This window comes from Pseudomonas sp. GD03944 (assembly GCF_029839275.1).
Lineage (GTDB): Bacteria > Pseudomonadota > Gammaproteobacteria > Pseudomonadales > Pseudomonadaceae > Aquipseudomonas.
The window spans coordinates 46,147-58,722 of the sequence record NZ_JAOCAH010000006.1 but is presented as its reverse complement, the minus strand read 5'-3'; the positions used below and the strand labels follow the sequence as shown (position 1 = coordinate 58,722).

Below are 12,576 nucleotides of genomic sequence, written 5' to 3'. Positions count from 1 at the left end.
TGGTCCCTTGTCACGGGACTGTCGCGGCTTCGTCATACGCCTGCCACTGCGATTGGCTGCAATCGCTGCAACTCATCTGGAGATGCGGCGATGCGAATCTGCGTGATCGGAGCAGGCTATGTGGGGTTGGTGTCGGCGGCCTGTTTCGCCGAAATGGGCAACCGTGTGGTGTGCGTCGAACGCGATGCGTTCCGTGTGGCCCGCCTGCGGCGAGGCGAGAGCCCGATCTACGAGCCCGGCCTCGAACCCATGCTCAAGGCTCACCTGGCCAGCGAGCAACTGAGCTTCACCCCGCATCTGCATGAAGGCATCGACCAGGCCGAGGTCATCTTCATCGCTGTCGGCACCCCCAGTGGCGAGGACGGTTCGGCCGACCTCAGCCACGTGCTGGCGGTGGCGGACGAGCTGGGCGAGCACCTGACCCAGCCGTGCCTGGTGGTCGACAAGTCCACCGTGCCGGTGGGCACCGCCGAACGCGTTGCACAGCGCATCAACGCGCGCCTGGCCAAGCGCGGCAAGCGTTTCAGTATCCAGGTGGCGAGCAACCCGGAGTTTCTCAAGGAAGGCTCGGCCATCGACGATTTCATGCGCCCGGACCGGGTCATCATCGGGTGCGACGAGGCAGACGGCAGTGCCGTGCTGCGCCGGCTGTACGCGCCATTCCTGCGCAACCACGAGCGGTTGCTGAGCATGGGCGTGCGGGCCGCCGAGTTCACCAAGTACGCGGCGAACGCCTTCCTGGCCACCAAGATTTCCTTCATGAACGAGATGGCCGGGCTGTGCGCCCGGCTGGACGTCGATATCGAGGAGGTGCGCCGGGGCATCGGCAGCGACAAGCGCATCGGCACGCACTTCATCTATGCCGGCTGCGGCTATGGCGGCTCGTGCTTTCCCAAGGATGTGCGGGCGCTGATCCGCAGCGCCGAGCAGGAAGGCATCGAGCCCAGCATCCTGCGTGCCGTCGAAGCGCGCAACGCGCTGCAGAAGACCCTGCTGTTCCAGGCCCTGCGCGAACACTTCGGTGGCTTTCTGCACAACCGCGTGGTGGCGATCTGGGGCCTGGCGTTCAAGCCGGGCACCGACGACCTGCGCGAGGCTCCCAGCCTGGTGCTGATCGATGCACTGCTGGCCGCCGGGGTGACCGTCCAGGCCTGCGACCCGGTGGCCACGGCGGCGGTGGCGAAGCGCTACGCGGCAGCCGTGGAAAGCGGCCAATTGCGCCTGAGCGAATCCCCCTACAGCGTGGTCGAGGGGGCCGATGCGCTGGTGCTGGTGACCGAATGGAAACAGTTCCGCCAGCCCGATTTCATGCGCATCCGCGGGCTGATGCGCATGCCGGTGCTGTTCGACGGGCGCAACATCTACGATGCCGGACAACTGGCCGAGCAGGGCTTTTTGTACCGCGGCATCGGTCGGCCTGCGGTGGGGCATTGTAAGGCCAGTGCCGCCTGATAGACTGAGCCGGTTTTCGTCCCTTCGGTAAGGAGTATCATGATTAAAAAATGCTTGTTCCCGGCTGCCGGCTACGGCACACGCTTCCTCCCCGCAACCAAGGCCATGCCCAAGGAAATGTTGCCGGTGGTGAACAAGCCGCTTATCCAGTACGGCGTCGAAGAGGCGCTGTCGGCAGGGCTGACGCAAATCGCCATTGTCACCGGTCGCGGCAAACGCGCCCTGGAAGACCATTTCGATATCAGCTATGAGCTGGAGCACCAGATTCGCGATACCGACAAGGAAAAGTACCTGGTGGGCATCCGTCGCCTGATCGACGAGTGCAGCTTCTCCTACACCCGCCAGGTGGAAATGAAAGGCCTGGGCCACGCCATCCTCAGTGGTCGCCCGCTGATCGGTGACGAGCCGTTCGCCGTGGTCCTGGCGGACGACCTGTGCCTGAACCTGGAAGGCGACGGTGTGCTGGCGCAGATGGTCAAGCTGTACAACCAGTTCCGCTGCTCGATCGTGGCCATCCAGGAAGTGCCGCCGGAGGAGACCCACAAGTACGGGGTGATCTCGGGCGAGATGATCCGCGACGACATCTACCGCGTGAACAGCATGGTCGAGAAGCCGAAGCCGGAAGACGCGCCCTCGAACCTGGCGATCATCGGTCGCTACATCCTCACCCCGGACATCTTCGACCTGATCGAGCGCACCGAGCCGGGCAAGGGTGGCGAGATCCAGATCACCGACGCGCTGATGAAACAGGCCCAGGAAGGCTGCGTGCTGGCCTACAAGTTCAAGGGCCAGCGTTTCGACTGCGGTGGTGCCGAGGGTTACATCGAGGCAACCAACTTCTGCTTCGAAAACCTCTACAAGACCGGCAAGGCCTACTGATCGGGCTGCGTCAGTTGTGCAGAAAGCCACCTTCGGGTGGCTTTCTGTTTTCAGGGGGTGGGTAACGCCTCGGCGCCCGGGCCGAGGGGCTGGCCGTAGCTGAACTCCACGTAGTGACCGGCCGGGTCACGCAGGCCGCAGTAATAGCCGACCGGGTACGGCTCATCCCGCGGCGCCCAGACCAGGCAGCCGTGGGCCTGGGCCTTGGCGGCCAGGGCGTCGACCGCCTCGCGGCTGGGCAGGGCGAAGCCGAAGTGGCTGTAGTCGTCCGCGGCCAGGTTGCGGGGCGTGCCGCCGGGCATGATCACGAAGATGAAGCGGTGCTCCTGGCCGGGCTCGGCCATCCAGACGATACGCGAGCCTTTGCCGGCGCGCTCGTGGATGACCTGCATGCCGCAGAACGTCTGGTAGAACGCCACGCAGGCATCCAGGTCCGGAACGTGCAGCGCCAGGTGGGTCAGGGTAGGGGACATGACGGTTCTCCTCTTGTCTGCCTTCGAGTCTAGGCCCTGGCACCGCAGCGAGTCGCGCTGGGGTATGCTTGCCGTCTGCTTCGGGAGACTGACCATGACCTATGACTTCGATCTGTTTGTAATCGGCGCCGGTTCCGGCGGCGTACGGGCCGCGCGCTTTGCCGCGGGCTATGGCGCGCGGGTGGCTGTCGCCGAAAGCCGCTACCTGGGCGGCACCTGCGTCAACGTCGGCTGCGTGCCGAAGAAGCTGCTGGTCTACGGCGCCCATTTTGCCGAAGACTTCGAACAGGCCAAGGGCTTTGGCTGGAGCCTGGGCGACGCCGCGTTCGACTGGCCGACCCTGATCGCCAACAAGAACCGCGAAATCGAGCGCCTCAATGGCATCTACCGCAACCTGCTGGTCAACAGTGGGGTGACGCTGCTCGAAGGCCATGCGCGCCTAACCGATGATCACACCGTGGAAATGGACGGCAAGCGCTACACCGCCAAGCACATCCTCCTGGCCACCGGCGGCTGGCCGCACATCCCGGACATTCCGGGCAGCGAACACGCCATCGGCTCCAACGAAGCCTTCTTCCTGAAGCAACTGCCCAAGCGCGTGCTGGTGGTGGGCGGCGGCTACATCGCCGTGGAGTTCGCCTCGATCTTCCACGGCCTGGGCGCGGATACCTCGCTGCTGTACCGCAAGGAGCTGTTCCTGCGGGGCTTCGACGGCGCGGTGCGCACCCATTTGCGCGACGAGCTGACCAAGCGCGGCCTCGACCTGCAGTTCAACAGCGACATCGCCCGCATCGACAAGCAGGCCGACGGCAGCCTGCAGGCCACCCTCAAGGACGGCCGCGTGCTGGAAACCGACTGCGTGTTCTACGCCACCGGCCGCCGGCCGATGCTGGACAACCTGGGCCTGGAAAACACCGAGGTGCGCCTCGACAAGCGCGGCTACATCGAAGTCGATGACCTGTACCAGACCAGCGTGCCGTCGATTCTCGCCATCGGCGACGTCATCGGCCGCGTGCAGCTGACCCCCGTGGCGCTGGCCGAAGGCATGGCCGTGGCGCGTCGCCTGTTCCAGCCTGACGCCTACCGCAAGGTCGATTACCAGAACATCCCGACCGCGGTGTTCAGCCTGCCCAATATCGGCACCGTGGGCCTCACCGAAGAGCAGGCCCGGGAAGAGGGCTACGCGGTGACCTGCTACGAGAGTCGCTTCCGCCCGATGAAGCTGACCCTGACCGACTGCCAGGAACGCACCCTGATGAAGCTGGTGGTGGATGCCAAGACCGATCGCGTGCTCGGCTGCCACATGGTTGGCCCGGATGCCGGCGAGATCGTCCAGGGTCTGGCCGTGGCGCTGAAGGCCGGGGCGACCAAGCAGGTGTTCGACGAAACCATCGGCGTGCACCCGACCGCCGCCGAAGAGTTCGTGACCATGCGTACCCCGGTGGGCGGCTGAGGCAGGCATGGCACAACTCTTCTACCTGGCCGACCTGTTCGGGGTGGCGGTGTTCGCCATCACCGGCGCCTTGATGGCCGGGCGCAAATCCATGGACCTGTTCGGCGTGCTGGTGATCGCTGTCGTGACTGCCCTGGGCGGCGGCACCCTGCGTGACCTGATTCTGGACAACCACCCGGTCAGCTGGATCCGCGACGACACCTATATCGTCGTGGCGTCGCTGGCGGCCGTGGGGACCGTGATCTGGGTGCGCCTGACCCGGCCGATCCACGAGAAGGGCCTGTTGATCGCCGACGCCTTCGGCCTGGCGGTATTCACCGTGATCGGCACCGAAGTGGCGCTGCAGCACAACGTGCCCTACAGCACGGCGGTGATCATGGGGGTGATGACGGGTGTTGCGGGCGGGGTCATGCGGGACGTGATCTGCAACGAGATCCCGCTGATCTTCAAGAAGGAAATCTATGCCACTGCCTGTATCGCCGGCGCCCTGGTGTTCATCGGGCTGCGCATCCTCGATACGCCGCACTGGCTGGACACCGGCGTGGCCATGCTCACGGTGCTGCTGATTCGCCTGGCGGCGATCCACTGGCGGTTCGCGTTGCCGCAGTTCCATCTGCTGGACCGGGACTGACGCCAGGCCTGTTGCATCCAACCCGGTACCGCCTGCAAGCGGTACCGGGTTTTTTATCGCTCGGCCGTCACACGTGGGGCTGGTCGGCGAAGCCGCGGGGCAGGCGGCTGGAGCTGGGCAGGTCGGTCAGACGCTGTTGCCACTCGGTGCGCCAGCTGTTGGCGCCGCTGTTGGCTTTGGCACGACGTGCCGCACGGCGCGAGGCGTTGCGCGCCACGCGGCGGGCTTCCTTGTACACCTCGGTGTTGCGGCAGTTGCGGCATTTCACGCGGTTCAGTTCTTTGCTGGAGGCCAGCGTGTCGCCCTGGCGGCCGCAGGCCAGGTGTCCGTCGGTTTTGTAGTGAGTAACGTGAGTAACCATCGTCTTATCCCTTTCGACAGAAGCAGAACAGGGCAGGTGGTTCATGGCGGCTTAGGGCCAGAGGACCTTCCCTTGTCAGGCGCGAACCGACAGGCCGGTTCGCTTGCCTTCAAGGGTGTGACCCCCGCGGCGGGCTTTTTATCCCGAGGGCTGGCCTGCTTCGCTTAGCGGTCGAGGATCTCGGTGCCGAGGAACTTGCTGAGGAACTGGCGGGTGCGCGGTTCCTGCGGGTTTTCGAACAGCTGCTTGGCATCGCCCTGTTCGACGATCACGCCCTTGTTGATGAACACCGCACGGTTGGCCACGTCACGGGCGAAGCTCATTTCGTGAGTGACGATGACCATGGTGCGTTTTTCTTCGGCCAGGCCGCGGATGGTGCTGAGCACCTCGCCGACCAGCTCCGGGTCCAGCGCCGAGGTGGGCTCATCGAACAGGATCACCTGCGGCCGCATGGCCAGCGCGCGGGCGATGGCCACGCGCTGCTGCTGACCGCCGGACAGCCGTTTGGGGTAGGCGTCTTCCTTGCCGCTCAGACCGACCTTGGCGAGCAGGGCGCGGCCATGGGCCAGTGCCTCCTCGCGGGGCTCCTTCTTCACCTGCACCGGGCCTTCGATGACGTTTTCCAGCGCCGTGCGATGGGGGAACAGGTTAAAGTTCTGGAACACGAAGCCGGCATGCTGACGCAACTGGCGGATCAGCTTCTGCTGACCCTTCAGCGGCCGGTCGGCATCGATATGGATGTCACCAATGGTGATCTGCCCGCCGCTGGGCTGCTCCAGCAGGTTCAGGCAGCGCAGCAGGGTGGTCTTGCCCGAGCCGCTGGGGCCGATGATGGCGACCACTTCGCCGGCCGCCACTTCCAGGTCGATACCCTTGAGCACGTCGTTGTCGCCAAAGGCTTTTCGCAGATTGCGCACGGAAATCATCAGGTGTCCTGCTCGTGCCGGTTGACCCTGGCTTCCAGGCGCGCCTGAAAGTGCGCCAGGATGCTCGCCAGCGCCCAGTAGATCAGCGCGGCGGCCAGGTACATGGTGAAAATTTCGAAGGTGCGCGCGGTGATCAGCTGCGCCTGGCGGAACAGCTCCGGCACCTGGATGGTGGCGGCCAGGGCGGTGTCCTTGACCAGTGAAATGAAGCTGTTGCCCAGGGGCGGCAGGGCAGTGCGTGCTGCCTGGGGCAGGATCGCCCGGTACAGCGTCTGGCTCTTGCTCATGCCGATGCTGGCGGCGGCCTCCCACTGGCCCCGGTCGATGGACGCGATCGCGGCCCGAAGAATCTCCGAGGTGTAGGCCGCCATGTTCAGCGAGAAGCCGATCAGCGCGGCCGGCAGCGGCTCGAGCTGGATGCCCAGCTGCGGCAGGCCGTAGTAGATCAGGAACAGCTGCACCAGCAGCGGCGTGCCGCGAAAGAACGACACGTAGAGGCGGGTCAGCCAGCGCAGCGGTGCTGGCCCGTACAGGCGTCCGACGGCAAGGCCGAAGCCCAGGAGCAGGCCGAAGAACATGCCGCCCAGGCTGAGTACGACCGTGTAGTAGGCGCCCTTGAGGAGAAAGGGCGCGGACTCCATGGCCAGCTGCAGGGCGGACTCGATCATCGGGTGACGTCAGCCTTGAACCATTTCTCGGACAGTTGCTTGAGGGTGCCGTCGGCACTCAGCTTGGCCAGCGCCTTGTCGATGGCGGCGAGCAATTCGGGATTGCCCTTGCGCAGCGCGACACCGGCTTCCTGACGGGAGAAGGCATCGCCGGCAACGGCCAGGCGGCCACCGGTTTTCTCGACCATTTCGAAGGCGGCGAGGCGATCCACCAGGATCACGTCGATGCGGCCGACATTGAGGTCCTGGAACTTGGTCGGATCATCGTCGTAGGTGCGAATGTCCGCTTGCGGCACATTTTCCTTGAGCCACTGCTCGTAGTTGGTGCCCAGGCCGACGCCGACTTTCTTGCCAGCCAGGTCGTTCGCGCTCTTGATGCTGTCGCCATCGGCCTTGCGAGTCAGCGCCTGGATGCCGGAGACGGTGTACGGGGTGGAGAAGTCGTATTTCTTCTTGCGCTCATCGGAGATGGTCACCTGGTTGATCACCACGTCCAGGCGCTTGGATTCCAGGGCGGCGAGGATGCCGTCCCACTTGGTCGGCTGGAACTCGGCCTTGACGCCCAACTCCTTGGCCAGCGCTTGCGCCAGTTCCACTTCGAAGCCGGAGAGCTTGCCGCTTTCGTCCTGGAAGTTGAACGGTGGGTAGGTGCCTTCCAGGCCAACCTTGATGGCGCCGCGTTGCTGAATGTCTTGCAGCAGATCGGCCGCGTGGCTCTGTACGGCGACGCCGCTGAGAAGAACCAGGCCAACGCCCGCTGTCACCAACTGGCGACGCAGTTTAGATAGAAACATAGGGTGATCCTCACAGGTGCAGGGAAAAGTGGCGCCACTCTAGGGAGTTTTTCATATGCAATAAAATACTGAAAAATTATTTGCATATGTCTTTTTTGGCGTAAATCTTACCGCTGTTCGCTGGCTGAATGGTAGGCGAAAAGCGCGGGTGAGCCACCCGTGTGCAAAAACAGCACGGGGCCCTCACCGGTAAAGGCCTGGTTGCGGATGCCGGACAGCAGGCCGGCGAAGGCCTTGCCGGTGTAGACCGGGTCCAGCAGCAGCCCTTCTTGGCTGGCCAGGGTGCCGATGGCCTCCAGGGTGCCGGCATTGGCCTCGCCGTAGCGCGGGGCGAAATACTGGTCCCAGAGTTCGATGGTCGTGCCCTCGGGCACCGGCACACCGAGCAGGTCGGCGGTGCGCTGCAGCAGGCCTTCGACCTTGGGGCGCTGGGTGGCGTCCGGGCGCGAAACGGTCACGCCAACCACACGCAGGTCGGGCAGGGCATGCGCCAACGCCAGAGCCAAACCGCTGTGGGTGCCGGCGCTGCCGGAGGCCAGTACCACGGCGGAGAAGGTCTTGCCGCTCTGTTTGATCTGCTCGGCCAGTTCCAGGCCGGCCTTTACATACCCCAGGGCACCGAGGGCATTGGAGCCACCGATGGGCACCACGTAGGGGCGCTTGCCGAGGCTGCGCAGGCGTTCGGCCGCGCCGGCCAACTGCGCATCGGCGTTGTCGAGGTTATCGACCGCTTGCACCTCAGCACCGAACAGGTCCAGCAGCAGGCGGTTGCCGTTGCTCAGGTAATTGCGGTCGGCGGTGCCGATGGGGTTTTCCAGCAGCGCCAGGCAACCGAGGCCCAGACGCGCGGCCAGCGCCGCGGTCTGGCGCACATGGTTGGACTGGATGGCGCCGGCGGTGACCAGGGTGTCGGCACCCTGGGCCAGGGCCTCGGCAGCCAGGTATTCGAGTTTGCGAGCCTTGTTGCCACCGAGGGCGAAGGGGGTGAGGTCGTCGCGCTTGACGTAGACCTCGCGGCCCAGCTGCGCGGACAGGCGCTCGAGTCTTTCCAGTGGTGTGGCAGTGGGAACCAGTTCGAGACGGGCGAAGCGGGCGAGGTGATCGGCAATCATGGGGCTCTTCCTGTGGCCGGCAGTCTGCGTAGCGGTGTCGCGTCAGCGGCGATCGGCCGGCACGCGGTACGTTGCGCAGGGCAACGTACCGGCGCACGGGTCAGGCCTGCAGCAGGCCGTCCAGCTCGCCTTGCCGGTCCAGTGCCGCCAGGTCATCGAAGCCGCCGATGTGGCGATCTCCGATGTAGATCTGTGGCACGGTCCGGCGTCCGCTGCGCTGCATCATCTGTGCGAGCAACCGGGGCGATGGCTCGACATCGATCTCCGTGGCGACGACGCCCTTGCGCGACAGCAGCGCCTTGGCGTTGAGGCAGTAGGGACAATGGCGCGTAGTGTACAGCGTTACGGCTGGCATGGCGGCTCCTGATCACTCGGCAATGGGCGGGAAGTCGATGTCGGTGTCGGCGACGTTGTTCAGGTAGTTGGTCAGGGTCAGCAGGGTGACCTGGGCCACGATCTCCACCAGCTTCGCGTCGCTCAGGCCGGCGCTGCGGGCCGCCTGCAGTTGGGCATCGCTGACCTGGCCGCGGTGTTCGGTGACCTGCCGGGCGAAGGCCGCCACCGCATCGAGGTCGCCGGTGCGGGCCTGGCGGATGTCCTCGGCGCTGAGCCCGACCTTGCTGCCGAAGAAGCTGTGCGCGGCCAGGCAGTAGTCGCAGCCGTTGGTGTCCGAGGTCGCCAGGGCGACGATCTCGCGCTCGGCGGCGCTCAGCGAGGCTTTGCCCAGGGCCTGGCTGAACGCCAGGTAGCCATTGAGTGCTGCCGGGGCGTGGGCCAGGGTCTTGAAGGCGTTGGGAACGAAGCCAAGGCCTTTCTGCACGGCTTCCAGTTGCGCACGAGATGCGGCAGGGGCTTGATCGAGGGTGAGGGCGGCGAGACGGGTCATGGTGATTCTCCAGTAGTGTGGGGGTAAAGCCTGTTCGTCAGGCTTGGCGCCATGGTAGGAATCACCGGGTTGCGCATGGACGCTGAACGTCGTACTTATGAGACAGATCGTCTAAACCTGCGAGGCCCGCCATGGACCGTCTTTCCACCCTGCTGGACCACTTCAGCCTGCATGCGTCCACCTTTCACAAGGGCGGGTTCTGCGGCATGGCGGCTTTCTCGGCACAGGAACCCCGTGGCCACGTCCACCTGCTGCGGGCCGGGCGGGTGGCCTTTCGCGAGGGCAACGGGCGGCCGCTGGTGCTCAGCGAACCGAGCCTGATGCTGATCGCCTTGCCCCAGGCTCACCAATTGGTGGCGACCGAGGCGGATAACGCCGAGCTGGTGTGCGCGACCCTGCGTTTCGATGGCGGTATCGACAACCCGCTGTCCCGAGCGCTGCCGAGCACCGTCGTCATGCCGCTCAGTGCCTTGCCCGAGCTGGGTGGCACCCTGGACTGGCTGTTCAGCGAAGCCTTTGGCGCCCACTGCGGCCGCGACGCGATCCTCAACCGCCTGTTCGAGCTGATGGTGATCCAGTTGCTGCGCCATGTGATGGAGGCGGGCAGCGTGTCCAGCGGCATGATGGCCGGGTTGGCCGATCCGCGGATCGCCCGGGCCATGACGCTGATGCACGACCAGCCGGCCAACAACTGGACCGTCGCCGAGCTGGCCAGCGCCGCCAACATGTCCCGGGCCAGCTTCGCCGCGCAGTTCCACACCGTGGTGGGCAGCACGCCGGCCGATTACCTGGTCGGCTGGCGCGTCAGCCTGGCGCAGAAGCGCCTGCGTGAAGGCCGGCCCATCGCCCTGATCGCCGACGAAGTCGGCTACGAAAGCGGTTCGGCCCTGGCCCGGGCCTTCCGCCGCAAGGTCGGCGTCAGCCCCCGGGAGTGGTTGCAACAACTGGCGTGACCGGAACGGGAGAGCGGCGCCTGCTCTGGCTGGCGATTTTTCGTTGAATGTTGACCGGCATATGACATTTTCACGGTACGTTCTCGCAAAGCGGAATCCGAGCGCTTACGCAGGCGCGGACGAGCTGCTTTACTGCTCACAGAAAACGGTACTTACGAGAAGGCCTGGATGAATCGGAACGAATTGCGTCGCGTCGACATGAACCTGCTGGTGGTGTTCGAAACCCTGATGTTCGAGAAGAACCTCACCCGGGCCTCGGAAAAGCTGTTCCTCGGCCAGCCGGCGGTCAGTGCCGCGCTGGCGCGGCTGCGTGACCTGTTCGACGACCCGCTGCTGGTGCGCAATGGCCGGACCCTGGAACCGACGATGCGCGCGCTGGCGATCCTCAAGGAGCTGCAACCGGCGATGGACACCATCTCCAGCGCGGTCAGCCGGGCCCGGGAGTTCAACCCGGCGACCAACCGCGACACCTTCCGCATCGGCCTGTCGGACGATGCGGAGTTCGGGCTGTTCCCGGCGCTGCTCAACCAGATTCGCGAGGAAGCCACCAACGTGGTGATCGTGGTGCGGCGGGTCAATTTCCTGCTGATGCCCACCATGCTCGCCTCGGGGGAAATCTCCGTGGGGGTCAGCTACACCACCGAGCTGCCGGCCAACGCCAAGCGCAAGAAACTGCGCGACCTCAAGGTCAAGGTGCTGCGTGGCGACAACCGCCCGGGACCGCTGACGCTGGACGAATACTGCGAGCGGCCCCACGCCCTGGTGTCGTTCTCCGGCGACCTGACCGGCAACATCGACAACGACCTGGCCCGGGTCGGGCGTTCCCGCCGCGTGGTGCTGGCTGTGCCGCAGTTCAGCGGGTTGCGTTCGATCCTGGCCGGCACGGAGATGCTCGCCTCGGTGCCGGATTACGCGGCCGCCGCGCTGATCGAAGGCACCGGCCTGCGCGCGGACGATCCGCCATTCCCGCTGGTGACCTCCGAGCTGTCCATGGTCTGGAGCGGGGTGACCGACAACGACCCGGCCGAGCGCTGGCTGCGCAGCAAGATCGTCGAGCATATGGCGGACCCGTCGCTGCAGGGCTAGGCGAGGGTATGGGCGGGGTAGACCTCCGTCAGAAACACCGGCAGGTCCGCCACCGGCGGCCTGGCGGGAATCTCGAAGTGCATCTGCACCACCCAGCCCCGGTGGTAGGCCGCGTGGTTGACCACGTGCAGCAGCATGGCGCCGGCGGTCATGGCGCTCTGTTCACCAGAGACGAAGGCGAACTCGATGACCTCGGCGAGGGACGCCTCCGTCTGCCCGGCCACCCACTCGATGAACCAGGTGTTCATGTCCTGCTGCGCGGCGCGTAGCGCTGCGAAATCGGGGTGGGGCACTTCCAGGCGGGTCTTGAACTCATGCGGCTGGCGCTGCAGGTGGGCCTGCCAGATGCGGTCCACCACGTAGACGTGATTCAGGGTGCCGAGCATGCTCTTGCAGACCCCGGCGCGCTCCTTGCTGACTTCTCCCGCTGGCAACGTGGCCAGGCTGTCGTACAGGCGCTGGTCGGCCCACTGCTTGTAGGCAGCGAGCAGCACCGCGGTGCGCAGATTGATCATGGCAGGTCCTCCTCGGGACGCGTGATCGGCAGGGGGCAAGGGTCTCCAGGCGGGTTGTTTTTGTCTATCTGCTATAGCTCAGAAAACGGCAGCCGTAGAACGCATTTGTCGCCATCTGTAACAGCGGGCTGCGGGGCTTCCCGTAGGATGGGTTGAGCGAAGCGATACCCATCGCCACGTACCCCCCCGGGTGTCGCTGCGCTCGACCCAGGCTACCTGTAGGAGCGGGCTTACCCGCGAGCTTTGGCGCTTTCCGTAGGGTGGATGACGCTTCACCCATCCACCGTGGATTGCCGCCGGTGGTGGATGAAAAGAGCGTCATCCACCCTACAGGCGACCATCCTGCAAAACGCCAAAGGCCGCCTCGGGGGCGGCCTTTGGCGTGGG

15 protein-coding genes are annotated in these 12,576 nt (G+C 65.4%); 6 read left to right on the top strand and 9 right to left on the bottom strand.

Annotated features, from left to right (window positions below):
* Positions 1 to 90: 90 nt before the first annotated feature.
* Together N5C28_RS11385 and galU are read left to right on the top strand one after the other, a co-directional pair.
* Positions 91 to 1,452, top strand: coding sequence for a UDP-glucose/GDP-mannose dehydrogenase family protein (locus N5C28_RS11385; RefSeq protein ID WP_279822367.1), 1,362 nt, complete (start codon positions 91 to 93; stop codon positions 1,450 to 1,452).
* Between the two features lie 39 nt (positions 1,453 to 1,491).
* Entirely contained in the window at positions 1,492 to 2,331 is an 840-nt protein-coding gene (galU, locus tag N5C28_RS11380; RefSeq protein ID WP_279822366.1) for a UTP--glucose-1-phosphate uridylyltransferase GalU, read from the top strand.
* 50 nt (positions 2,332 to 2,381) lie between these two features.
* Here the strand turns inward: galU and N5C28_RS11375 are convergent, their stop codons facing one another.
* Complete coding sequence (locus N5C28_RS11375) at positions 2,382 to 2,804, bottom strand: VOC family protein (RefSeq protein WP_279822365.1); 423 nt, start codon at positions 2,802 to 2,804, stop codon at positions 2,382 to 2,384.
* Positions 2,805 to 2,898: 94 nt separating this feature from the next.
* Between N5C28_RS11375 and gorA the strand changes: the two genes are divergently transcribed.
* On the top strand, positions 2,899 to 4,257 hold the full coding sequence (gene gorA, locus N5C28_RS11370; RefSeq protein WP_279822364.1) for a glutathione-disulfide reductase: 1,359 nt from the start codon (positions 2,899 to 2,901) through the stop codon (positions 4,255 to 4,257).
* A gap of 7 nt (positions 4,258 to 4,264) precedes the next feature.
* On the top strand, positions 4,265 to 4,888 hold the full coding sequence (locus N5C28_RS11365; RefSeq protein WP_279822362.1) for a trimeric intracellular cation channel family protein: 624 nt from the start codon (positions 4,265 to 4,267) through the stop codon (positions 4,886 to 4,888).
* 67 nt (positions 4,889 to 4,955) lie between these two features.
* Here N5C28_RS11365 and N5C28_RS11360 read toward each other — a convergent pair whose 3' ends face one another.
* The 7 genes from N5C28_RS11360 to N5C28_RS11330 form a co-directional block, all read right to left on the bottom strand.
* Positions 4,956 to 5,249: a hypothetical protein gene (locus N5C28_RS11360; RefSeq protein WP_279822359.1), complete on the bottom strand. Its 294-nt coding sequence runs from the start codon at positions 5,247 to 5,249 to the stop codon at positions 4,956 to 4,958.
* Positions 5,250 to 5,413: 164 nt separating this feature from the next.
* Entirely contained in the window at positions 5,414 to 6,175 is a 762-nt protein-coding gene (tcyN, locus tag N5C28_RS11355) for an L-cystine ABC transporter ATP-binding protein TcyN (protein WP_279822357.1), read from the bottom strand.
* Positions 6,175 to 6,843 (bottom strand): cystine ABC transporter permease, encoded by a 669-nt coding sequence (gene tcyL, locus N5C28_RS11350; protein ID WP_279822354.1) that lies wholly within the window; start codon positions 6,841 to 6,843, stop codon positions 6,175 to 6,177. The genes tcyN and tcyL overlap by 1 nt, the downstream gene beginning before the upstream one ends.
* Entirely contained in the window at positions 6,840 to 7,637 is a 798-nt protein-coding gene (gene tcyJ / locus N5C28_RS11345; protein ID WP_279822351.1) for a cystine ABC transporter substrate-binding protein, read from the bottom strand. Before tcyJ ends, tcyL begins: the two co-directional genes overlap by 4 nt.
* Positions 7,638 to 7,744: 107 nt before the next feature.
* Positions 7,745 to 8,749, bottom strand: a complete 1,005-nt coding sequence (locus tag N5C28_RS11340) for a D-cysteine desulfhydrase (RefSeq protein WP_279822348.1) — start codon at positions 8,747 to 8,749, stop codon at positions 7,745 to 7,747.
* Positions 8,750 to 8,849: 100 nt separating this feature from the next.
* A complete protein-coding gene (gene grxC / locus N5C28_RS11335) occupies positions 8,850 to 9,104 on the bottom strand; it encodes a glutaredoxin 3 (RefSeq protein ID WP_279822345.1) in 255 nt (84 codons plus the stop codon).
* Between the two features lie 12 nt (positions 9,105 to 9,116).
* Positions 9,117 to 9,635, bottom strand: a complete 519-nt coding sequence (locus tag N5C28_RS11330; RefSeq protein WP_279822343.1) for a peroxidase-related enzyme — start codon at positions 9,633 to 9,635, stop codon at positions 9,117 to 9,119.
* A gap of 131 nt (positions 9,636 to 9,766) precedes the next feature.
* Here N5C28_RS11330 and N5C28_RS11325 point away from each other — a divergent pair, with 131 nt between their 5' ends.
* Both N5C28_RS11325 and N5C28_RS11320 read left to right on the top strand, forming a co-directional pair.
* Positions 9,767 to 10,588: an AraC family transcriptional regulator gene (locus tag N5C28_RS11325; protein ID WP_279822341.1), complete on the top strand. Its 822-nt coding sequence runs from the start codon at positions 9,767 to 9,769 to the stop codon at positions 10,586 to 10,588.
* Between the two features lie 168 nt (positions 10,589 to 10,756).
* Positions 10,757 to 11,674: a LysR substrate-binding domain-containing protein gene (locus tag N5C28_RS11320; protein WP_279822338.1), complete on the top strand. Its 918-nt coding sequence runs from the start codon at positions 10,757 to 10,759 to the stop codon at positions 11,672 to 11,674.
* Here the strand turns inward: N5C28_RS11320 and N5C28_RS11315 are convergent.
* Positions 11,671 to 12,189 (bottom strand): DinB family protein, encoded by a 519-nt coding sequence (locus N5C28_RS11315; protein WP_279822336.1) that lies wholly within the window; start codon positions 12,187 to 12,189, stop codon positions 11,671 to 11,673. The genes N5C28_RS11320 and N5C28_RS11315 overlap by 4 nt on opposite strands.
* Positions 12,190 to 12,576: the final 387 nt, after the last annotated feature.